This window comes from Streptomyces sp. SolWspMP-5a-2 (assembly GCF_900091845.1).
GTDB classification, from domain to species: domain Bacteria; phylum Actinomycetota; class Actinomycetes; order Streptomycetales; family Streptomycetaceae; genus Streptomyces; species Streptomyces doudnae.
In genome coordinates this window covers 1-20,984 of sequence record NZ_FMCI01000331.1, presented here as the reverse complement: position 1 = coordinate 20,984, position 20,984 = coordinate 1, and the positions used below count along the sequence as shown (strand labels likewise).

Below are 20,984 nucleotides of genomic sequence, written 5' to 3'. Positions count from 1 at the left end.
CGGGGAGCGGACGGGAGGCGACCGGCGCCGCGTCCGCCGCGGACGGCTCGGGCGGGAAGCCGGCGTCCGGGGGCGGGAGTTCGGCGGCCGGGGGAAGCACCCCCGGAGGCGGTACGCCGCCGGCGGGGACCGCGCCGGGGTCGGCGCCGCCCACCGGGGCCACGCCCGCCGCGCTGACCTGGGACCCGCCCGTGCGGGCCGACGGCGAGCAGCGGTGGTGCGAGGACGTCACGCTCGTGCTGCGCAACTCCGGCGGGAGCGCGGTGCGTTCGGGAACCGTCGCGTTCGGGACGCACGTCATCGGCGCGCTGGGCGTCGACTGGGCGACGGTCGGTTCGACCGAGGACCTGCCGACGCCGATCGGGGCCGGGGCGCGCGTGGAGAGGACCTGGACGGTGTGCGTCGACGCCTGGCGGGTGCCGTGGGGCATGCACGTCGAGACGCGGGACGTGACCGTCCGGTGGAAGTAGCCCGCGTGGTCGGTTACTTGAGGGCGAGCCAGGCTACGGCCGCGACGACGAGGACCGCGACGACGACGCCGACGATCAGACCGACGCGCGGGCCGGAGGAGACGGGCTGCTGCGCCGCCTGACGGCCCTGCGGGCCCTCGTCGACGAACGCGCGGAACATCTGGGTGCTGCCGGCCGGGTCGTGGTTGCCCTGGGGGCCCTGGGGGTTAGCCATGGCACGAGACCCTAGCGAATCCGCGGTGCGGGCCCAAGTGCGGGGCCCGAGGTGCCCCCGACTGCCCTCACCTGCGCGTTTACTTTCGCAATACTTGGCTTTGCCAAGTTTTTGTCCGCTGTGAACCCCTTTTTGTTTGCCTGTGGCAACCAACAACTTCTATGGTTGCCCCAAGCAACAAAGCGGGAGGTTGGGGATGGCCGAGCGGGCCCAGTACGAGGAGCTGCTCCGTCAGTTCAGCGCCTTCGGGGCCGTGAAACGGGAGTTGGGGCGGATCCTGCCGTCCGACTGCCCGAGCGGAAGCGCGGCCGTGCTGACCCTCCTCGGGCGCCACGGCGCCATGCGCATGAGCAAGCTCTCCGAGCTGCTCTCGGTGGACATGTCGGTCACCAGCAGGCACGCGGCGCACCTCGCCGAGCGCGGCTGGATCGACCGCTCCCCCGACCCGGCGGACCGGCGGTCCCGGATCCTGCACCTCACACCGGCGGGCGTCGCCCTCCTGGAGGAGCTGTCCGAGCGGACCGCCCAACTGCTCGCCGACCGCCTCGGCGACTGGAGCGACGACGAGGTCGCCCAGCTCATCGTCCTGATGACGCGGCTGCGTTCGAGCTTCGACGACTGCCGCGCGCCGACCAGGCTCCCGCCACCCGCACTCGCACCGACCACCCGTACACCCGCGAACACGTGAGATAAGGAAGTCCATGGCAACGACCACACCAGCCGGTGTGCGGGCTCATGCCAAGCACGGGGGAGGATCCACCGGTCCCTCCGGCGACGTCCCCATGACGCACCGGCAGATCATGGAAGCACTCTCCGGACTGCTGCTCGGCATGTTCGTGGCGATCCTGTCGTCCACGATCGTCTCGAACGCCCTCCCGGAGATCATCGGCGACCTCGGCGGCGGCCAGTCCGCCTACACCTGGGTCGTCACCTCCACGCTGCTGGCGATGACCGCCGCGACCCCGCTGTGGGGCAAGCTCGCCGACCTGTACAACAAGAAGGCGCTCGTCCAGATAGCCCTGGTCATCTACGTGCTCGGATCGGCCGCCGCCGGTCTGTCGCAGAACCCCGGCATGCTCATCGCCTGCCGCGTGGTGCAGGGCATCGGCGTCGGCGGCCTCTCCGCCCTCGCGCAGATCGTGATGGCGGCGATGATCTCGCCCCGCGAGCGCGGCCGTTACTCCGGCTACCTCGGCGCGACCTTCGCCGTCGCCACCGTCGGCGGCCCGCTGCTCGGCGGTGTCATCACCGACACGAGCTGGCTCGGCTGGCGCTGGTGCTTCTACGTCGGCGTGCCGTTCGCCGTCATCGCGCTGATCGTGCTCCAGAAGACCCTGCACCTGCCCGTCGTCAAGCGGGACGTGAAGGTCGACTGGGCGGGCGCGTTCTTCATCTCGGCCGCGGTCTCGCTGCTGCTGGTCTGGGTCACCTTCGCCGGTGACAAGTACGACTGGCTGTCGTGGCAGACCTACACCATGGTCGCGGGCTCGATCCTGCTCGGCCTGATCTTCGTCTTCGTCGAGTCGCGGGCCAAGGAGCCGATCATCCCGCTGCGGCTGTTCCGCAACCGGACGATCACCCTCTCCTCGCTCGCCTCGATGTTCGTCGGCGTCGCGATGTTCTCCGGCACCGTCTTCTTCGCCCAGTACTTCCAGCTCGCCCGGGACAAGTCGCCGACCATGTCGGGCGTCATGACCATCCCGATGATCGGCGGCCTGTTCGTCTCGTCCACCGTCTCCGGGCAGTTCATCACCCGCACGGGCAAGTGGAAGGCCTGGCTGGTCAGCGGTGGCGTGCTCATCACGGCCGGCCTCGGCCTGCTGGGCACCATCCGCTACGACACGGACTACTGGAAGACGGCCGTCTTCATGGCCCTGCTGGGTCTCGGCGTCGGCATGATGATGCAGAACCTGGTCCTCTCCACGCAGAACCAGGTCGACCCCGCCGACCTCGGCTCGGCCAGCTCCACGGTCACCTTCTTCCGGTCCCTCGGCGGTGCCATGGGCGTCTCGGCGCTCGGTGCCGTGATGGCCAACCGCATCACCCACTACGCCCAGGACGGCATCGCCGGTCTCGGCCCCAAGTACGCCTCCCTGGCCGGTTCCAGCTCCACCGGCAGCATCCCGGACATGGACAAGCTGCCCGCGCCGCTGCGCACCGTCATGGAGAGCGCCTACGGCCACGGCATCGCGGACGTCTTCCTGATCGGCGCCGTGATGGCGCTGCTCGCCTTCCTGATCACGCTGTTCATCAAGGAGGTCCCGCTGCGCACCCGGGGCGCCATGGCCCAGACCGCGGGCGACGAGGAGGCCGCAGACCCGGCCCAGGCGTCCGCGCCGAGCCCGGTCCCGGCCGCGGCCACGGCCGCCGTCACCGAGGCGGCGCCCGGCGGCACCCAGCCGCTCGCCGCGCTCGCCACCGCCGCCCGGCCCGAGGACCAGCCGGCCGGACCCGGCGGGATCCCGGTGCGGGGCTTCGTGCGGGGCGCCGAGAGCGCGCCGGTGGCGCAGGCCGCCGTCACGCTGATCTCGCTCGCGGGACGGCAGCTCGGACGCTCGGTCGCGCAGGCCGACGGCTCCTACGCGGTGGACGCGCCCGGCACCGGCTCGTACGTGCTGATCGCCTCCGCCGACGGTTTCCAGCCGCAGGCCTCGACCATCGTCGTGAACGGCGACCCGGTCGCGTACGACATCCTGCTCAGCGGTACCAGCGGGCTGAACGGCCTGGTCAGGGCCGCGCAGACCGGACTGGCCGTCAAGGACGCGATGGTCATCGTCACCGATGTGCGCGGCGACCTGCTGGCCACCGGGACCACCGGCGACAACGGCGAGTTCGCGTTCGCCGAACTGGTGCCGGGCGCCGTCACCGTCGCGGTGAACGCCGCCGGGTACCGGCCGCGGGCGCTGCCCGTCGAGGTGGGCGGCGCCGGGGTCACCCGGATCGAGGTCGACCTCGACGCGGGGGCCCAGCTCCAGGGCGTCGTCCGGGCACCGCACGGGCCGCTGGCCGACGCGCGGGTCACCCTGGTCGACGCGGCGGGCAACGTCGTCGGCACCGCCACCACCGGGGTCGACGGGGCGTACGCCTTCGCCGACCTGAACGGCGGCGAGTACACCGTCATCGCCACCGGCTACCCGCCGGCCGCCACCGCGCTGACGGTGACCGGTCCGGGCGTCGACGGGCACGACATCGAACTCGCACACCCGGGCGAGTAGTTCAGCACCGGCCCGTGGTGGGCACGCCTCCGACCGGGGCGTCCCGCCACGGGCCGGTCCCGCTCCCGCCCCACCCCGCGGCCGGGCACCGTCCGGCCGCCGCTCGACCCCACGCATCATCGGCAAGGCCCGCAAGGAGAAAAACGGGATGGCACTGACCGCGAAGATCCGTACCAGGGACGGATGGGCCGTGTCGCACGCGGTCGTCACGGTGACCGACATGACCGGCACCCAGGTGGTGCGTGCCGAGGCCGACCCCGAGGGCGCGGTCCGGCACCCGGACGCGCTCGCGCCGGGCGCCTACACCGTGATCGTCACGGCGATCGGGTACGCGCCCGTCGCCTCCAGCGCGCTCGTCACCGCGAGCGGACGGGCCGACCTGGGCAGTGTGACGCTGGCCAGGCAGGGCGGCACCGAACTGCCGCCGCCGGGAGCGTGGACCGTCGACCCGGCGCACTCCTCGGTCGGCGCGGTCGCCCAGCACCTGGGGATCTCCAGCGTGCGGGGCCGGTTCACCGACTTCGGCGCGCGGATCGAGATCGCCCCCGACGAGGTGGAGAAGTCCCGCGTGGAGGCCGTCATCCGCGCCTCCTCCATCGACACCGGCAACACCATGCGCGACGACCACCTGCGCTCCCCCGACTTCCTGGACGTCGAGCGGTTCCCGGAGATCACCTTCCGCTCCTCCGGCCTCACCCCGGCCGGGGCCGACCGCTGGACCGTCCACGGCGACCTCACGCTGCACGGCGTCGTCCGCCCGGTCGACCTCGACCTCGCCTACCTCGGCACCGGCGCCGACCCGTGGGGCGGCACCCGCGCCGCGTTCCGCGCCACGACGGAGCTGCGCCGCGAGGACTTCGCGATGAACTACAACCAGGTCGTCCAGGCGGGCATCGCGGCGATCGGCACGACCCTGCGCGTGGAACTGGACGTCCAGGCAGTGCAGGGGGAGTCGCTGCCGCAGGGGTGACCCGGGGGCGACGGGGACGTGTCGCGGGGCGTCCCGGGGCGTCCCGGGGGCGGTGCTGCCGCGGGCGTGACCCGGGGGCGAGCGGAAGCGATGCGGGTGGGGGCCGCGGGGGCTGTGGGGGCCGCGGGGGCTGTGGGGGCCGCGGGGGCTGTGAGGGCCTCGGGGTCCGCGGGGGCTGTGGGGGCCTCGGGGGCGTGGGGGAGTTGCCGGGGGATCGGCGGGGCACGGCCTAGGGTGGCGGCATGGCACCGAACATCGCGACCAACACCCGCGTCTCCCTCGACGAGTTGCTCGACTTCGTACGGCCCCGGCACCGGGCGCTGCTGCTCACCCGGCGCGGCGACGGGGGGCCGCAGGCCTCTCCGCTCACCTGCGGGGTCGACGACTCCGGCCGGATCGTCATGTCCACCTACCCCGAGCGGGCCAAGACGCGCAACGCCAAGCGGGACACCCGGGTCAGCCTCGTCGTGCTGAGCGACGAGTGGAACGGGCCGTGGGTCCAGATCGACGGGACCGCCGAGGTCATCGACAGCCCCGACTCCGTCGAGCCGCTCGTCGAGTACTACCGCAACATCGCCGGTGAGCACCCGGACTGGGACGAGTACCGGGCGGCCATGACCCAGCAGGGCAAGTCGATCATCCGGATCACCCCGGAGAAGTGGGGCCCGGTGGCCACCGGCGGCTTCCCGGCCCGCCTGGCGACACCGGAGGCGTAGGGCGCGCGGCGGGGCCGGGAGGGGGCCGCGTCGGGGCGTGGCCGGGGCAGGGGGCCGCGTTCGGGCGTGGCCGGGGCAGGGGGCCTCGTTCGGGCGTGGCCAGTCAGGGGTCGGGGGCGTGTTCGGGCGGGGCGTGGGGCGGCTCGGCTCCCGGCGTCCCGCGACCCCGCGGCGGGGATCAGTCCCGGCGTTCCACCATCGCCTCGATGCCCGCCACCAGGAGGTCGAGGCCGAAGGTGAAATCCCGTTCCCACATCTCCTGCGGGGTGTCGCCGCCGCGGGCCGCCGTGATGTCGGCGGACTCCTCGATCATCGCGGCGGCTCCCGGGTCCTGGCTCGCCGTGCTCACCGCGTGCCGGTGGTACTCGTCGTGGGTCATGCCCGCCGCCGCGACCCGCGCCCCGAAGTGCCCCTCGATCGTCCCGAAGCCGTACACGAACTGCATGACGGCGGAGATCGCGCCGGTCAGCCGGGCCGCCGGGAGGCCGGTCCTGCGCACCGTCTGCTGGACGGCCCGGGAGAACGCCAGCGCGTTCGGGCCGATGTTGAGGTACGTGCCGACCAGCGGCGACAGCCACGGGTGGCGGACCAGCAGCGACCGGTAGGCGCGGGCCAGCTCCCTGAGTCCGCCGCGCCACTCCTGCGGAGCGGCCGGATCGGGCGGCGGCAGCTCGCCGTAGACCGCGTCCAGGGCGAGTTCCAGCAGGTCGTCCTTGGTGTCGACGTACCAGTAGACGGACATCGCGGTGACGTTCAGTTCGGCGGCGAGCCTGCGCATCGAGAACCGGGCGAGCCCCTCCGCGTCCAGCAGCCGGACGGTGGCCGCGGTGATCCGCTCGCGGTCGAGCCCCGACGGCTGCCCGCCGCGTCCGCCCCGCCGGGCCTTGCCGTCAAGCCACACGCTGGTCCGACCGGCCGCATTCGCCATGGGCACACCTTCCTCGCTTCCCGCACACCGGCCGCCCCGAGGCCCCCGGGGACACCGTGCGACCAGCCCGAACGAGCCGCAGCCGCACGCCTACCCAAGCACCCGCCCCCCTAGGCGGCCACCACCGCGGAGTCTGCCCGTTCGGCCCTGCGCAGCAGCACCGCGGCCAGCACCCCGCCCAGCAGCACCGCGCACGCGCCGACCAGCAGGCTCGTCTCCAGGCCCGCCGAGAACGAGTCCGTCACCCGCCGCTGCTCCGCCGCGGAACCGGCCGCCGCCAGCGCCACCGGCAACGACACTGCCAGGAAACGGGAGTTGAGCACGGCACCGAGGACGGCGACGCCGAGCCCGTTGCCGAACTCGGCCAGGGTGCCGTTGATCCCGGCCCCGACCCCGGCCTTGGCGGGCGGTATCGCGCTCATGATGGCGTGCGCCATCGCGGGGCTCGCGATCGCGCCGCCCGCGCCGATGAGCAGCAGCCCGAGCAGCGTCCCCGGGTAGCCGCCGGACGCCAGCAGCGCGATGGCGACCAGACCGCCCGACATCAGCATCATCCCGGCGGCGATGGCCAGCGGCGTGCCGAGCCGGGCCGTCCACTTCGCCGCGACACCCGAGAAGTTGAGGGCGACGATGGTCAGCGCGAGCGGCGCGGTGCGCAGTCCGGCCTCCAACGGGCCGTAGCCGAGCACGAATTGCAGGTGCTGGGTGAGCAGGAACAGCGAGCCGCCCATGCCGAACGCGATCAGCACGGCGCCCGCGACCGCCCCGGTGAACCGGCGGTTGCGGAAGAAGTGCAGGTCGAGCATGGGGTACGGGACGCGGCTCTCCCAGTACCCGAACAGCGCGAGGACGACGACGGCGACGGCGGCGCTCGCCAGCACCCGGCCCGACGTCCAGCCGTGCGGGGGCCCGGAGATGATCGCGAAGACCAGGGCGCTCATGCCGACCGTGGACAGCAGCGCGCCCAGCAGGTCGGGCCGGTCGCCCGACGGGTTCTTCGACTCGGGGACCAGCACCACCACCGCGACCAGGCCGAGCGCGGCCACGGGCAGGTTGATCAGGAAGATCGCGCCCCACCAGAAGTGGTTCAGCACGAAGCCGCCGAGCAGCGGACCCGTCGCGAAACCGAGCGAGTTGACGGCGGCCCAGATGCCGATCGCCCGGGGCTGCTCACCGGGGGTGAAGATCTGCATCGCGACGGCGAGCGTGGTCGTCATCAGCAGGGCGCCGCCGATGCCCATCCCGGCCCGCGCGGCGATCAACTGGGCGGTGGTGGAGGCGAGTCCGGCGGCCAGCGAGCCGACGCCGAAGAGGGCGAGGCCCGCGACCAGCATCTTCTTGCGGCCGTACCGGTCGGCCGCGCTCCCGGCGGTGAGCAGCAGGCCGGACTGGACGAGCGAGTACGCGTTGATCATCCACTGGATGTCGGAGGTGGTCGCGTCCAACTCCGTCGTCAGGGAGGGGATCGCCACGTTCAGGACGGTGTTGTCCAGCAGCACGGTCAGCTGCGCGAGACAGATGACACCGAGGATGAGCCAGCGCTGCGGATGGCCCTGTGGGGTCGTCGTCATGTCGTACACCGTAGAACAGGTCTTGTACGACGTACAACGAGCGGTGGGTGGGGCCCGGGGGGGCGGCTCATCCGGGACGCGGCGGTCCGTTCGTCCGGGACGCGGCGGTCCTCCGTCCGTCCGGGACGCGGCGGTCCTCCGTGCGTCCGGGGGATGGCGGTCCGATCGTCCGGGGCATGGCGAAGGGCGGTGACCGGGGTCACCGCCCTTCTACCTGGCCAGTCGGCCAGCCGGTCCTTCGGTCAGTCGGTCGCCTTCTGGGTGAGGTCGTAGAAGGTGGCCGAGCCGACCGTCACCTTCTTGTAGGTCTTCTCGACCCACGAGGTGATCTGCGTCGAGGTGCCGGTGCTGCTGCCCCCGCCCGCCATGCCGCCGCCCGAGCCGCTGGAGACGAAGTAGTGGATCTTCCCCTCGGCCACGTACTTCTTGAACTGGGCCAGCGTCGGGGACGGGTCGGTGCCGTTGAAGCCGCCGATCGCCATCACCGGGTCGCCGGTGGAGAGCTGGTAACTCGCCGCGTTCTGGGCGCCGATGGCCGCCGCGACCCAGGTGTACCGGTCGGCGTCGGCGGTCAGCAGCTTCTTGGCCTCTGAGCTGACCGTCGCGCCGTTGAGCAGGCCGCCGACGCCACCGCCGCCGCCCATGCCACCGCCGTCACCGGCCTGGCCGCCGGGACCACCGCCCTGCTGGTTCTGGCCCTGGCCCTGTCCCTGGCCTTGGCCCCGTCCCTGGCCTTGTCCTTGGCCCTGGCCCTGGGTGCCGCCGTTGCCGTTCTGCTGGCCCTGGCCGTTCTGGCCCGGCATGCCGCCGCCGAAGCCGCCGTTGCCGTTGCCGCCGCCCGGGAAGCCGTTGCCGTTCTGCTGGTTGCGGGTGCCGCCCTGGCCGCCGGGCATACCGCCGCCCATACCGCCGCGGCCACCGCCGGGGCCGCCGCCCATCCCGCCGAAGCCCGTGCCGGACGGTCCCGCGGTCGGGATCGACCCGGTGTGCGCGGAGTCGACCGTGCTGAGGGTGTACGCCGTCGGACCGCCGAGCGCGGCCAGGACGCTCACCGCCACCGCCGCGAGGGCGAGTCGGCGCCTGATCCGGCTCGCGAAGATCAGCCCGAGCGCGCCGGTCAGACCGCCGACCAGGACCAGCCACTTCAGCCAGGTCTCGTAGCCGGAGCCCCGGTCGAGCAGCACGTAGCCCCAGACCGAGGCCGCCACCACGGAGGCCGCGAGGGCGAGGGACGCCCAGACCTCGGCGCGCTTCTCCCAGAGGATGCCCGCGCCCATGCCGACCACGGCCGCGATGTAGGGGGCGAGCGCCACCGTGTAGTACTGGTGGAAGATGCCCGCCATGTAGCTGAAGACGATCCACGTCATCAGCAGCGAGCCGCCCCAGACCAGGAACGAGCCCCGGGTCACGGACGTCCGGCCGAGCCTGCGCGTGGCGACCAGGCCCGCCGCAAGGAGGATCAGGGCGGCGGGCAGCAGCCAGGAGATCTGGGCGCCGATCTCGGAGTTGAACATCCGCTCCCAGCCGGTCTCACCCCACATCCCGGTGCCGCCCGCGCCGCCGCCACCGCCGACGCTGCCGGTCTCCTCGCCGTTCAACCGGCCCAACCCGTTGTAGCCGAAGGTGAGTTCGAGGAACGAGTTGTTCTGGGAGCCGCCGATGTACGGGCGGGAGGAGGCGGGCCACAGCTCGACGATCGCCACCCACCAGCCACCGGACACGATCAACGCGCCCGTCGCCGCCAGGAGTTGACCGATCCGGCGGCGCACGGACACCGGCGCGCAGATCGCGTACACGAGGGCGAGCGGCGGCAGGATCAGGAACGCCTGGAGGGTCTTGGCGAGGAACGCGAAACCGATCGCGACCCCGGCCCACACCAGCCACCCGGTCCGGCCGTCCTCCAGCCCGCGGACCACGAAGTAGCAGGCCAGCGCCATCAGCAGGGCCAGCATCGCGTCCGGGTTGTTGAAGCGGAACATCAGCGCCGCGACCGGGGTGAGCGCGAGCACCGCGCCCGCGAGCAGACCGGCGCCGGGGCTGAAGCGGCGGCGCACCGAGGCGTAGACGACGGCGACCGTGCCGACGCCCATCAGGACCTCGGGGGCCAGGATCGCCCAGGAGTTCAGGCCGAAGACCCGGACCGCAAGCTCCATCGGCCACAGGAACGCCGACGGCTTGTCCACCGTGATGGCGTTGGCGGAGTCCAGCGAGCCGAAGAACATCGCCTTCCAGGACTTGCTGCCCGCCTGGACGGCCGCCGAGTAGAAGGAGTTGGCCCAGCCGGAGGCGCTCAGGTTGTAGAGGTAGAGCAGCGCGGTGGCGAGCAGCAGCCCGAGGAAGGCCGGGCGGGCCCAGCGCGGGTCCTCGGGCCTGCCGCGCCAGGCTCTCCTGAGCAGCGGCTGCCGCGGCTCGCCGCCCGCGGGGGAGGTCCCGTCCGGTACGGACGGCGAGGGGACGGCGCCGTGCGGGTCGGCGGGGGCCTGCCGGTCGGCGGGGCCCCGCTGGTCAGCGAGGTCAGGCCGGTCGGCGAGATCCCGCCCGTCGGCCGGATGCCGCCCGTCGGCCAGATCCTGCCGGTCGACGGGGTTCTGCCCGTCCCCGGGGTTCTGCCCGTCCCCGGGGTTCTGCCCGTCCCCGGGGTCCGCACCTCCCCGGCGTGTCGTCTCGTCGTACTGGGTGGTCATCGCTCGTCCCCCGGTTCGGTGGAGTCGTGGGGGCGGACCGGCGCGTACCTCGGGGCCTGGGCCGCCGGGTACGCCGGGGCCGGGCCCGCCGCGTAGGTGGGGTGCGTGCCCGTGGCGCGGGGGGAGTCCGTACCCGTCGCGCGGGAGGCGTCCGTACCCGTAGCCCAGGTCGGGGCCGGGGCGGTGGCGTACGGCGTGGCGGAGCCGGTCGCGTACGACGGCGCGGGGCCCGTCGCGTACGTCGGGGCGGGGTGCGTCGCGTGGGCCGGGGCGGGCGCGGGGGTGTGGGAGGCGACGACCGTCGAGGGGCGGTCGTCGGCGGCGTCCCTGCGGTCCGGGAAGACCCAGGCGCGGAAGAGGAGGAAGCGCAGGACCGTCGCCGCGAGGTTGGCGGCGATCAGGACCGCGAGCTCCGTGGAGTGCGCCGGGTCGCTGCTCGCCGCGCTCAGGGCGGCCAGCGAGCCGCTGGTCAGGGCGAGCCCGATGCCGAACACGACCAGACCCTGGGCCTGGTGGCGGACGGCGCCGCCGCGGCCGCGCACGCCGAAGGTGAGCCGCCGGTTGGCCGCGGTGTTGGCGACCGCGGAGACCAGCAGCGCCAGCGCGTTGGCGACCTGCGAGCCGGAGAACTGCCGGAAGACGCTGTAGAGCAGCAGGTAGAAGAGGGTCGAGAGACCGCCGACCACGCAGAACCCGACGAGCTGGCGGGCCAGCCCCTTGGGCACGTCCTGGATGTCCCGGTCGCGCGGGTCGTCGCCGAACGGCCGGGCGAGACGGTCGAGGGAGAGCGAGCCGGAGGCCAGCGCCTTCCCCACCCGCCACACCCCCTTGAGGTCCTCGGTCGCCGTCTTCACGATGTGGACGGTGGAGTCGGGGTCGTCGACCCAGTCCACCGGCACCTCGTGGATGCGCAGGCCCGCCCGCTCGGCCAGCACCAGCATCTCGGTGTCGAAGAACCAGCCGGTGTCCTCGACCAGCGGCAGCAGCACCTGGGCGACGTCCCGCCTGATCGCCTTGAAGCCGCACTGGGCGTCCGAGAACCGGGCCTGGAGCGAGCCGCGCAGGATGAGGTTGTAGGCCCGGCTGATGAACTCCCGCTTCGGGCCACGCACCACGCGCGAGGAGCGGGCCAGCCGGGAGCCGATCGCGAGGTCGGAGTGGCCCGAGATCAGCGGCGCGACCAGCGGGAGGAGCGCGTTCAGGTCGGTCGACAGGTCCACGTCCATGTAGGCGAGGATCGGCGCCTCCGACGCGGACCACACCGTCCGCAGGGCGCGGCCCCGGCCCTTCTGTTCCAGACGGAAGTGGGAGACCTCGGGGATCTCCGCCTCCAGCCGTGCCGCCACCGCCGGGGTGGCGTCCGTCGACGCGTTGTCCGCGACCGTGATGCGGAAGGCGTACGGGAAGGTGCGCTTGAGGTGGTCGTGGAGTCTGCGCACGCACGGCTCGAGGTCCTTCTCCTCGTTGTAGACGGGGATCACGACGTCCAGGACAGGCGTACCGGCGTCGCCGGCCGGGAGGTGCTCCCGCGCCGGCAGGGTGCCGGAAGAAGAGTCGGTTCGCATGGCAACGACTCTTGTCAAGCGCCCTGTTGCACCCATGTGGTGGCACTGTGCTGTGCCTGTGAGTGCGGTTGCCGGTTCGTTTCGGAGTCCGGCCGGGGGCCCTGCGGGACGAGCGCGGGCAGATGCACGGTGAACACCGTGCGGCCGGGGACGCTGTCGACGGTCACGGCGCCGCCGTGCGCGGTCGCCACGGCCTGCACGATGGCCAGGCCGAGCCCGGTCGACCCGGTCGCCCGGGAGCGCGCGGAGTCGCCGCGGGCGAACCGCTCGAAGACGTGCGGGAGCAGCTCGGCGGGGATGCCGGGGCCGTCGTCCTCGACGTCGACGCACATCCACGGGCCGCGCCGCTGCACCCGGGCGGTGACCGTGGTGCCGGGCGGGGTGTGCTTGCGGGCGTTGCCGAGGAGGTTGACGAGCACCTGCTGGAGGCGGGCCGCGTCGGCGGACACCTGCGCCGGTTCGTCGGGCAGGGCGAGGCGCCAGACGTGGTCCATGCCGGCCGCGCGGGAGTCGCTGACGGTGTCGACGACCAGCGGGATCAGGTCGGTCTGCTCGAACTGCAACGGGCGTCCCGCGTCCAGCCGGGCGAGCAGCAGCAGGTCCTCGACGAGCAGGGTCATCCGGCCCGCCTCGGACTCGATCCGGCCGAGGGCGTGCCGGGTGTCGGGGCCGACCTGCTCCCGGCCGCGCCGGGTCAGCTCGGCGTACCCGCGGATGGAGGCGAGCGGGGTGCGCAGCTCGTGGCTGGCGTCCGCGACGAACTGGCGGACCCGCATCTCGCTCTGCTGACGGGCGTGCAGCGCGCCGTGGACGTGGTCCAGCATGCGGTTGAGCGCGGCGCCGACCTGGCCGACCTCGGTGTGCGGGTCGGTCTCGGACTCGGCGACGCGTTCGCTGAGGTTCACCTCGCCGGTGTGCAGGGGCAGTTCGGAGACCCGGGTGGCGGTCGCGGCGACCCGGCGCAGCGGGCGGGTGGCGACGCCGACCAGCACGTACCCGGCGATGACGGCGGCGCCGAGACCGGCGGCCGTGACGCTGACCTCGACGAGGATCAGGGTGTTGAGGGTGGAGTCGGTGTCCTTGGTGGGGATGGCGACGTAGTAGGTGCCCTTGGTGCCGTCCACGTACATGACGCGGTAGCCGCCGAGGCCGGGGAGGTCGACGCTGTGCGGCTTGTCGTCGTGCGCGACGCTCGCGAGGGTCCGCTCCTGCGCGGTGGTCAGGTCGCCCGGCTTCATGGGGTTGTCGTCGGCGCTCGCGGCGTCCTTCTCACCGATCTTGGAGTCGGTGATGCTGCCGTTCTGGACCTTCGCGATCAGCGTGCCCACCACCAGCGGGCCGCGGGTGACGAACTCGTCCAGGTTGACGGAGGTGGGACCGACCTGGCTGACGGAGTTGTCCTGTCCCGGCTCACCGCCCTTGAGGCCGCCGGGCGGGGCGCCCATGCCGCCCGCACGGGCGGAGACGTCCTTCAGGTTGCCGTCGAGCTGCTCGTACAGGTGCGAGCGCAGGGCGAGCGTGGTCACGGTGCCGATCACGGCGCAGACGACGGCGATCAGGATCACGGACGCGACGACGAGCCGCGCGCGCAGGGTGCGCGGCTGTCCCGGCCGTCGCTTCCGCTGGCGCGACTGCCGCCGCCCGGTCATGAGACGGCGGGCTTGATCAGATAACCGGCCCCGCGCCGGGTGTGGATCATCGGCTCCCGGCCCGCGTCGATCTTCCGCCGCAGGTAGGAGATGTACAGCTCGACGACGTTGGCCTGGCCGCCGAAGTCGTAGGACCAGACCCGGTCCAGGATCTGCGCCTTGCTGAGCACCCGGCGCGGGTTGCGCATCAGGAAGCGCAGCAGCTCGAACTCGGTCGCGGTGAGGTGGATGTTGTCGCCGCCGCGGGAGACCTCGTGGCTGTCCTCGTCCAGGGTGAGGTCGCCGACCACCAGCACGGAGTCCGAACGCCGGTCGGCCGCGCCGGAACGGCGGATCAGACCGCGCAGCCGGGCCACGACCTCCTCCAGGCTGAACGGCTTGGTGACGTAGTCGTCGCCCCCGGCCGTCAGACCCGCGATGCGGTCCTCCACCGCGTCCTTGGCGGTGAGGAACAGCACCGGCACGTCCGGCAGTTCACGCCGCAGCCGGCCCAGCACCGTGAGGCCGTCCATGTCGGGCAGCATCATGTCGAGGACGACGGCGTCGGGGCGGAACTCCCGGGCGGTCTGGATGGCACCGGTGCCGTCACCGGCGCTGCGGATCTGCCAGCCCTCGTAGCGCAGGGCCATGGAGAGCAGCTCGGTGATCGACAACTCGTCGTCCACCACAAGCACGCGGACGGGGCTCCCGTCCGGCCTCAGCAGTTCGGTGCGCCCCTGGGGCGAGGTCGTGGTCATGATGGACACCTTGTCGGTGTCCTCTGAGAGCACCCTTTCCACCACCTGTGAATTCTCTGAGAAACCCACAGGAGCCTCTCAGGGAAGCCATGGGAAGCCGGCGGGGTGAGGTGGGGGGCGCGGCGGGGACGGGGGAGCCGCCGGGCGAGAGCCTCCGGCGGCACCGTGCCGGGCGCGCGGGGGACGGGCCTTGGTCCGCCGTGCGAGTGCATCCGTCGCCGCCGTGCCGGGCGCGCGGGGGACAGGCGGAAGCCGCCAGGGGCCAGAGGCCAGAGGCCAGGGACCAGGGGCCAGGGCCACGACCGCCGATCCGGTCCTTAGAGGCGGAAAAGGCGCCGCCCGTTGTCGTGGCAGACGGCGCGCAGCCAGTCGTCGCCGAGGCCGAGACGCTCCAGGGCGTGGAGCTGGTGGAGGTAGGGATAGGGGATGTTCGGGAAGTCGCTGCCGAGCAGGACGCGGTCGCCGAGGGCGGCCAGCCGGGGCAGCGCCCGCGCGGGGAACGGCGCGATCCGCTCACTGAAGTCGGTGAACGTCATCGTCGTGTCCAGCCGCACCTCCCCGTACCGTTCGGCGAGGCCGAGGAAGTCCTCGTACTCGGGCATCCCCAGGTGCGCGACGATCAGGCGCAGCCCGGGGTGCCGGGCCAGCACCCGCGCGATCGGCTCGGGCCCGGTGTACGCGCCGGGGTTGGGCCCGGACCCGCAGTGGATCACGATCGGCACCCCGGCCTCGGCGAGCAGCCCCCAGACGGGGTCGAGCAGGGGGTCGGTCGGGTCGTAGGCGCCGACCTGCACATGCGCCTTGAAGACGCGGGCCCCTCGCTCGACGGCCTCGCCGACGTACCGTTCGACGCCGGGCTCCGGGAAGAAGGTGGAGGTGTGCAGGCAGTCCGGGGTGCGGCGGGCGAACTCCACGGCCCAGCCGTTGAGCCACTCGGCCATGCCGGGCCGGTGCGGGTAGAGCATGGCGGTGAAGGCCAGCACCCCGAACCCCCGCAGGACCGCGAGCCGTTCGTCCTCGTCGTGCCGGTAGGTGATGGGCCAGTCGATGCCCCCGGTGGCGCCGCTCCCGAAGGAGTCGAAGTAGGCCCAGACCTTGCGCAGGACGCGCTCGGGCATGAAGTGGGTGTGGACGTCGACCAGCCCGGGGATCCCCAGCCGCTCCTGGAACCGCCGGACCAGGAGGGTCTCCTCGGCGGGCAGGAGCGCTTCCCCGTCCGCCGATCCCTGTGTCTGCTGCATGTGCCCTCCCCGTGCCGCGGCTTCGCTGTCCCCACTCGTTTCTACCCTCACTCCTCCACCGCCCGTGCCGGAGCGCCGGACGGCCGGGCGAGCCAGGGCGCCGGATCACCGAGGTACCTGCGGCCGAAGCCGCGGAGAGGCCCGCCCACCGACGCACCCCCGCAGAGAAGCCCACCCACTGGCGAACCGCCTCAGAACAGCCCGCCCACTGACGAAGCGCCTCAGAACAGCCCGTCCTGGACGGCGCCCCCGTCGTCGTCACGCCGGAACTCCCGCACGGGAAAGCGGACTTCACCACCCAGCGCACCCTCCTCCCGCGCCCCTCCCCCGGGCCACAGCTCCCACCCCCGCAGGAGCCGGGTGTCGAGGACGACGACGTCCCGGCCGGGAGCCGCGTCCCCGCGACCGCCCGCACCACCGGTACCGGTACCGGTGTCGATGGCGTGGATCGCGAGGTGGAGGTCGGGTCCGGCGGCCGCGACCAGTTCCCCGCTGAGCGCGCCTCCGGCGACGAGCGCGCTGATCTCCCCGAGGGCGGGCTCCAGCCCCGCGAGGCCGAAGACGTCCGCGTGGTCGACGGTGCGGCAGGGCTCACGGGTGAGCGACTCGGGCCAGCCGTCGAGGGTGCTCGCGCGGGCGTGCAACTCCTCGACCTCGGCGGCCCGTTCGGCTCCGGTGCCGGGCAGCGAGGAGCGGACGGCCCGCTTCTCGGTGTACGGGACGCGGTCGGGCACGCGGAGCGCGGCACGCAGCAGCTCCTCGCAGCGCCGGGCGGCCATCAGGGGCCCGGTGCCGAGCCAGCTGAAGCAGACGGCGCCCTGCTCCAGGAGCCTGACGGAGCCCCGTTCCGCCCGGGTGATGCCGACCTTGACCAGGCCGGGCCCGAACCACGCGAGGTAGACGCGGTAGGGCCGGGGGTCGTCGGCGAGGGTGTCGGCGGCGACGGAGTGCGCCCGGTCCAGCCGCGCGCACTCCTCGCACCGCGCCCCCGTGCTCCGCGCCGACACGACGGAGCGCAGCGGGCAGCCGTGCCCGCGAGCACCCACACAGGTCCGCACACCCCCTTCAGCGACCCGGAAGGCCACGTGTTTCCCCCAGGTCAGCGCGGAGCGCCGACCGCCGTCCCACACCAGCTCGGGCCCGCCCGCACCCCAGCGCAGCCCCGAGCACCTCCATGCCTGTGCCATCTCTTCGAGAGTAGGGGCCGCCACTGACAACGGGACGGTCCTGGCACCGCCGGCCGGCATCGGAAACCGGGGGATGTCACAGATTGGACACCTCATGCGCACATCTCCCACACATCACTCTGTCGGGAACTACGGTCACTCCACGCAACACTTCCAGGGGGGAAGAGATGACCAACCCGTACACCGTGCCGACCCCGCCCGCGCAGCGCCCGCCCCACCCCCGCCCGCTCCACAAGCGGGCCCTGGTCTGGCTCGGCGGCTCGGCGCTGTTCCTCACGGGCGCGCTGATCGGCTCCACGGGGAACGCCGAACAGCAGCCGGTCGAGGCCAAGGTGAGACCCGCGCCGACGGTGACCGCGACGGCCACGATCACGGCGACGCCGGAACCCGCGCCGACGGTCACGGAGACCGTCAAGGTGAAGGCGAAGCCCGCTCCGACGGTGACCGTCACCAAGACGGCGGCGGCCAGGGTCGCCGACACGGGGAGCGGCGGCAGCAGCGGCGGTGGCGGTGGCGGCAGTACGAGCACCGGAACCTGCTCGATCGTCTCGAACGCGGGGAACTGCTACTCGGCGGGCCAGTTCTGCCGCAACAGCGACCACGGCGCGGTCACCAGCACGGCGAGCGGCACGACGATCAGATGCGCGTACAGCGCGAACGCCTGGCGCTGGACAGCGGCCTGAGCATCCGGAGGACCCGCGCCCCTGAAGGAACGGCCCCGAGAAACGGGGCCGGAATCCGACAGGGGCCGCACTCCGCAACCACCCGCACCACAACGCAAGAGGCCCCGGATCTCTCCGGGGCCTCTCACCTGTGTGCACTCGGCAGGATTCGAACCTGCAACCTTCTGATCCGTAGTCAGATGCTCTATCCGTTAAGCTACGAGTGCTTGTTCTGTTGTTGTCTTGGCTTTCGGTCCGGTGTTTCGCGGGCCGTTGCGGCGACAGGAAGAACATTACATGACTGCCGCCGCCATGTGAAATCCGTTCGGGTCACCCCTTGTGAGCTGCGGAAACGACGAAGCCCCGGTCCTGGGACCGGGGCTTCGTGATCTTGCGCGGAGGCGGAGGGATTTGAACCCTCGATGGGCTTTAAGACCCAAACCGCATTAGCAGTGCGGCGCCATAGACCGGACTAGGCGACGCCTCCAGCACAACCCCCCGCGCGAGCGCGAGTGGTGCGTGCAGATGATGACACAGATGAGCGCGCTGTCACCAATCGGCTCCCACGGTACTAGGAGGGCGGGCCGCGGGGCAAAGCGCTTCCGGGGCGGCCGGGCGGCGGTCCGGCGGCGGTCCGCCGCATCGTCCCGGGGGTGTGCCGCGTTAGGCAGGGCATGCCTCGACTCCTCCCGCACGCTCCCCGCGCCGCCGTCCTCCTCGCCGCCGTCCTCGCCGGGTCGGCCCTCGCGCCCTCCGCCGCCGCCGACGCGGGCGGGGGCAGGGTCGGCGACCGTCTCACCGTGACCGTCCGGCACCTCGGCGGAGCCGGTGGCGACGGCTGGTGGGACGGGACGTTCGAGCTGAACTGCCACCCCGCCGCCGGCAGCCACCCCGACGCCGACGCCGCCTGCTCCCGTCTCGACCGCATCACCCAGTGGGGCCGGGACACCTTCGCGCCCGTCCCGGACGACAGCATCTGCACCATGCAGTACGGCGGCCCGGCCACCGCGCACGTCACCGGCACCTGGGCGGGACGGCCCGTGGACGCCTCCTTCGACCGCACCGACGGCTGCCACATCGGGCAGTGGGACCGGCTCGTGCCTCTGCTGCCCGATCTGAGCCCCCGTTCCCGGGGCCGCTCCTGACCGTCCCGCGGCCCTCCCGGCGCCGTCCCGGAGAATCCCCCGTGGGCCTGAGCTGGCGGTCACATGTTCTGCGTCACTTCGACGTGCGACCTCCCTCTCATTGAGCGCCCCCGGCGGTACCCGGGGTCGTAGACTCCCTCGGGTGACACGCAGCGGGTCGGTTGGCAAGATGACCCGAGCGGTCGGCAAGGTGCGGTAACAGGGAGGAAGCGTCTCGTGAGCAGCAGGCCATCCCGAGGCGCTGCTCGCCTCGCAGCGATACTCGACGCACTGCCCGACGCGTTGGTCCTGGTCAACGCCAACGGGACCGTCGTCAACGCGAACACCATCGCGCTGGAGGCCTTCGAGGCCCCGGGTACCGCGCTCGTCGGGCGCGGGCTGCTCGATCTGCTGCCGCAGTTCGACTCCAAGCTGATCCCCGGCTCCATGCGCAGGCCCGACCACATGGACCCGCGCGGGCAGACCAAGCCGACCCGGATGATCGCGCGCCGCACCGACGGGACCGAGTTCCCGGTCGAGGTCACCAGCGCCAACCTGGAGAACGGCCAGCAGGCGTACGACGGTTACGGCTACAGCGGCGACGAGCTGCTGATGCTGGTCGTCCGGGACCTCACCGGCACCGTGGACACCGAGGCCGAGCTGGCGCGCTCGCAGCGGCAGACGGAGATGATCCTGCGGGCCGCGAGCGAGGGCGTCGTCGGCACCGACACCGACGGGCGGATCGTGCTCGTCAACCCGGCCGCCGCGCAGATCCTCGGCTACCGCGCCAGCGACCTCGGCGGCAAGGAGCTGCACACCCTCGTCCTGCACTCGCGGGCCGACGGCGGGCCGTTCCCGTACGGGGAGTCGCCGCTCGCCGACACGCTGCGCTCCGGGCGCAAGCACCGGGTGCGCGGGCAGGTCGTCTGGTCCAAGTCCGGCGACCCGGTCTCCGTCGACCTGACGACCGCCCCGGTGCGCGACGGCGACCAGCTCGTCGGCGCCGTCATGACCTTCACCGACCGGCGGCCCTTCGACGTGCTCGCCGAGGAGAAGGAGGAGGCGGAGAAGCGCCACCACCAGGATCTGGAGCGGATCGACGAGGAGCACGCCTCCGAACTGACCGCGCTGCGCCACCAGCACGTCACCGAGCTGGAGGAGCTGACCGAGCGGCACGCCGAGGAGCTGGCCGCGGGCGAGGAGCGGATCGCCGCCCTCGGCGAGCGGGAGAAGGACCGGTACGAGGCGCTGGCCGGGCGGCACGAACAGTTGCTGACGCTGCTGGGGCGGTCGCTGCGCGGTCCGCTGGACGAGCTGCGCCGCGAGCTGGCCGCGCTCGCCGCCGACGACGCCGGGCAGTTGTGGCCCGAGGCCAACCAGGTGCTGCACCACCTGTCGGCCGGTTACTCGCGCATCACCACCCTCATCGACAACGTCCTCGGCTACCAGCTCCTGGACACCGGCGGGGAGCAGGTCAGCCGTACCAAGGTGATGCTGGACGCGGTCGTCGCGGCCGGTGTCGACGGCGCCGTCGAGCTGATCGGCCCCGGCCGGGTGCAGTTCGCGGTGCACGCCCCGCCCATCGAGGCCGAGGTGGACCCGCAGCGGCTCGCCACCGCCCTCGCGCACCTGATCGCGGACGTCGCCGGTGTCGACGCCACCGGCAACACCCCGGTGTCGGCGGGCGGTTACCTGGACAACACGGTCGTGGTCGCGGCGGCGCAGCGCGGCGAGGTCGTCCGGATCGAGGTGCGCGGGCCGTACGCGGGCGGCGACCCGGTGCACGAGCCGATCGTGCGCGGGATCGTGCGCGCTCACGGCGGGGTGCTGCAGACCCATGAGGTGCCGGGCATGAGCGGCAACGCGTTCGTCCTCGAGGTGCCCATCGGCGGCGGCGCGGGTGCCGTCCCGGTCGTGCCGCAGGAGGCGCCGCCGGTCGAGGAGCAGGCCCCCGGCGGCGGACGGCGGCGGGCCCGGCGGGCCTCCGTCGACGCCTTCCTGGAGAGCGACGCCGCCGGGGACGGCGGTGAACCGGCCGGGGAGGGCGGGGT

The 20,984-nt window shown here is 72.9% G+C and carries 17 protein-coding genes and 2 tRNA genes; 8 read left to right on the top strand and 11 right to left on the bottom strand.

From position 1 onward, the window contains the following. The coding region (locus tag GA0115242_RS33045; protein WP_237549446.1) for a hypothetical protein at nucleotides 1-470 on the top strand (470 nt) is incomplete at its 5' end. 13 nt (nucleotides 471-483) lie between these two features. Here the strand turns inward: GA0115242_RS33045 and GA0115242_RS33040 are convergent. Then, nucleotides 484-684 carry a hypothetical protein gene (locus tag GA0115242_RS33040; protein WP_093835112.1) on the bottom strand — a complete coding sequence of 67 codons (201 nt, stop codon included), beginning with the start codon at nucleotides 682-684 and terminating at the stop codon, nucleotides 484-486. Nucleotides 685-880: 196 nt separating this feature from the next. Here GA0115242_RS33040 and GA0115242_RS33035 point away from each other — a divergent pair, with 196 nt between their 5' ends. From GA0115242_RS33035 to GA0115242_RS33020, 4 genes are all read left to right on the top strand, one after another. Then, on the top strand, nucleotides 881-1,372 hold the full coding sequence (locus GA0115242_RS33035; protein WP_093835110.1) for a MarR family winged helix-turn-helix transcriptional regulator: 492 nt from the start codon (nucleotides 881-883) through the stop codon (nucleotides 1,370-1,372). A gap of 13 nt (nucleotides 1,373-1,385) precedes the next feature. Continuing rightward, on the top strand, nucleotides 1,386-3,899 hold the full coding sequence (locus GA0115242_RS33030; protein WP_093835108.1) for an MFS transporter: 2,514 nt from the start codon (nucleotides 1,386-1,388) through the stop codon (nucleotides 3,897-3,899). A gap of 148 nt (nucleotides 3,900-4,047) precedes the next feature. After that, complete coding sequence (locus tag GA0115242_RS33025) at nucleotides 4,048-4,869, top strand: YceI family protein (protein ID WP_093835106.1); 822 nt, start codon at nucleotides 4,048-4,050, stop codon at nucleotides 4,867-4,869. 242 nt (nucleotides 4,870-5,111) lie between these two features. Beyond that, nucleotides 5,112-5,585: a PPOX class F420-dependent oxidoreductase gene (locus GA0115242_RS33020; RefSeq protein WP_093835104.1), complete on the top strand. Its 474-nt coding sequence runs from the start codon at nucleotides 5,112-5,114 to the stop codon at nucleotides 5,583-5,585. Between the two features lie 178 nt (nucleotides 5,586-5,763). Here the strand turns inward: GA0115242_RS33020 and GA0115242_RS33015 are convergent, their stop codons facing one another. The 8 genes from GA0115242_RS33015 to GA0115242_RS32980 all read right to left on the bottom strand — a co-directional run bounded on the left by GA0115242_RS33015 (nucleotide 5,764) and on the right by GA0115242_RS32980 (nucleotide 17,147). Then, on the bottom strand, nucleotides 5,764-6,513 hold the full coding sequence (locus tag GA0115242_RS33015; RefSeq protein WP_093835102.1) for a TetR/AcrR family transcriptional regulator: 750 nt from the start codon (nucleotides 6,511-6,513) through the stop codon (nucleotides 5,764-5,766). A gap of 110 nt (nucleotides 6,514-6,623) precedes the next feature. Next, nucleotides 6,624-8,084, bottom strand: a complete 1,461-nt coding sequence (locus GA0115242_RS33010) for an MFS transporter (RefSeq protein ID WP_093835100.1) — start codon at nucleotides 8,082-8,084, stop codon at nucleotides 6,624-6,626. A gap of 242 nt (nucleotides 8,085-8,326) precedes the next feature. Beyond that, nucleotides 8,327-10,768 (bottom strand): ArnT family glycosyltransferase, encoded by a 2,442-nt coding sequence (locus GA0115242_RS33005; RefSeq protein ID WP_237549445.1) that lies wholly within the window; start codon nucleotides 10,766-10,768, stop codon nucleotides 8,327-8,329. Beyond that, nucleotides 10,765-12,333, bottom strand: a complete 1,569-nt coding sequence (locus tag GA0115242_RS33000) for a bifunctional glycosyltransferase family 2/GtrA family protein (RefSeq protein ID WP_093835098.1) — start codon at nucleotides 12,331-12,333, stop codon at nucleotides 10,765-10,767. The genes GA0115242_RS33005 and GA0115242_RS33000 overlap by 4 nt, the downstream gene beginning before the upstream one ends. A gap of 14 nt (nucleotides 12,334-12,347) precedes the next feature. Further along, nucleotides 12,348-13,982 (bottom strand): sensor histidine kinase, encoded by a 1,635-nt coding sequence (locus tag GA0115242_RS32995; protein ID WP_093835096.1) that lies wholly within the window; start codon nucleotides 13,980-13,982, stop codon nucleotides 12,348-12,350. Further along, on the bottom strand, nucleotides 13,979-14,719 hold the full coding sequence (locus GA0115242_RS32990) for a response regulator transcription factor (RefSeq protein WP_161353401.1): 741 nt from the start codon (nucleotides 14,717-14,719) through the stop codon (nucleotides 13,979-13,981). Before GA0115242_RS32990 ends, GA0115242_RS32995 begins: the two co-directional genes overlap by 4 nt. A 317-nt stretch (nucleotides 14,720-15,036) precedes the next feature. Then, nucleotides 15,037-15,960, bottom strand: a complete 924-nt coding sequence (locus GA0115242_RS32985; protein ID WP_093835092.1) for an amidohydrolase family protein — start codon at nucleotides 15,958-15,960, stop codon at nucleotides 15,037-15,039. A 221-nt stretch (nucleotides 15,961-16,181) separates the two neighbouring features. Next, entirely contained in the window at nucleotides 16,182-17,147 is a 966-nt protein-coding gene (locus tag GA0115242_RS32980; protein ID WP_093835090.1) for a DUF2797 domain-containing protein, read from the bottom strand. A gap of 167 nt (nucleotides 17,148-17,314) precedes the next feature. Here GA0115242_RS32980 and GA0115242_RS32975 point away from each other — a divergent pair, with 167 nt between their 5' ends. After that, entirely contained in the window at nucleotides 17,315-17,830 is a 516-nt protein-coding gene (locus GA0115242_RS32975; RefSeq protein WP_093835088.1) for a hypothetical protein, read from the top strand. 133 nt (nucleotides 17,831-17,963) lie between these two features. Here the strand turns inward: GA0115242_RS32975 and GA0115242_RS32970 are convergent. After that, nucleotides 17,964-18,036, bottom strand: a tRNA-Arg gene (locus GA0115242_RS32970). A gap of 169 nt (nucleotides 18,037-18,205) precedes the next feature. Further along, nucleotides 18,206-18,296: transfer RNA gene (locus tag GA0115242_RS32965), tRNA-Ser, on the bottom strand. A 187-nt stretch (nucleotides 18,297-18,483) separates the two neighbouring features. Between GA0115242_RS32965 and GA0115242_RS32960 the strand changes: the two genes are divergently transcribed. Together GA0115242_RS32960 and GA0115242_RS32955 are read left to right on the top strand one after the other, a co-directional pair. Further along, nucleotides 18,484-18,954, top strand: a complete 471-nt coding sequence (locus GA0115242_RS32960) for an SSI family serine proteinase inhibitor (RefSeq protein WP_093835086.1) — start codon at nucleotides 18,484-18,486, stop codon at nucleotides 18,952-18,954. 216 nt (nucleotides 18,955-19,170) lie between these two features. Next, nucleotides 19,171-20,984, top strand: a 1,814-nt coding sequence (locus tag GA0115242_RS32955) for a PAS domain-containing protein (RefSeq protein WP_141721840.1), incomplete at its 3' end; no start/stop codon positions are given.

Excerpts from the sequence above, each read along its gene's own strand:
- GA0115242_RS33040 (WP_093835112.1), bottom strand. The coding sequence starts at position 684 with ATGGCTAACCCCCAGGGCCCCCAGGGCAACCACGACCCGGCCGGCAGC.
- GA0115242_RS33035 (WP_093835110.1), top strand. The coding sequence starts at position 881 with ATGGCCGAGCGGGCCCAGTACGAGGAGCTGCTCCGTCAGTTCAGCGCC.
- GA0115242_RS33030 (WP_093835108.1), top strand. The coding sequence starts at position 1,386 with ATGGCAACGACCACACCAGCCGGTGTGCGGGCTCATGCCAAGCACGGG.
- GA0115242_RS33025 (WP_093835106.1), top strand. The coding sequence starts at position 4,048 with ATGGCACTGACCGCGAAGATCCGTACCAGGGACGGATGGGCCGTGTCG.
- GA0115242_RS33020 (WP_093835104.1), top strand. The coding sequence starts at position 5,112 with ATGGCACCGAACATCGCGACCAACACCCGCGTCTCCCTCGACGAGTTG.
- GA0115242_RS33015 (WP_093835102.1), bottom strand. The coding sequence starts at position 6,513 with ATGGCGAATGCGGCCGGTCGGACCAGCGTGTGGCTTGACGGCAAGGCC.
- GA0115242_RS33010 (WP_093835100.1), bottom strand. The coding sequence starts at position 8,084 with ATGACGACGACCCCACAGGGCCATCCGCAGCGCTGGCTCATCCTCGGT.
- GA0115242_RS33005 (WP_237549445.1), bottom strand. The coding sequence starts at position 10,768 with ATGACCACCCAGTACGACGAGACGACACGCCGGGGAGGTGCGGACCCC.
- GA0115242_RS33000 (WP_093835098.1), bottom strand. The coding sequence starts at position 12,333 with ATGCGAACCGACTCTTCTTCCGGCACCCTGCCGGCGCGGGAGCACCTC.
- GA0115242_RS32995 (WP_093835096.1), bottom strand. The coding sequence starts at position 13,982 with ATGACCGGGCGGCGGCAGTCGCGCCAGCGGAAGCGACGGCCGGGACAG.
- GA0115242_RS32990 (WP_161353401.1), bottom strand. The coding sequence starts at position 14,719 with ATGACCACGACCTCGCCCCAGGGGCGCACCGAACTGCTGAGGCCGGAC.
- GA0115242_RS32985 (WP_093835092.1), bottom strand. The coding sequence starts at position 15,960 with ATGCAGCAGACACAGGGATCGGCGGACGGGGAAGCGCTCCTGCCCGCC.
- GA0115242_RS32980 (WP_093835090.1), bottom strand. The coding sequence starts at position 17,147 with ATGGCACAGGCATGGAGGTGCTCGGGGCTGCGCTGGGGTGCGGGCGGG.
- GA0115242_RS32975 (WP_093835088.1), top strand. The coding sequence starts at position 17,315 with ATGACCAACCCGTACACCGTGCCGACCCCGCCCGCGCAGCGCCCGCCC.
- GA0115242_RS32960 (WP_093835086.1), top strand. The coding sequence starts at position 18,484 with ATGCCTCGACTCCTCCCGCACGCTCCCCGCGCCGCCGTCCTCCTCGCC.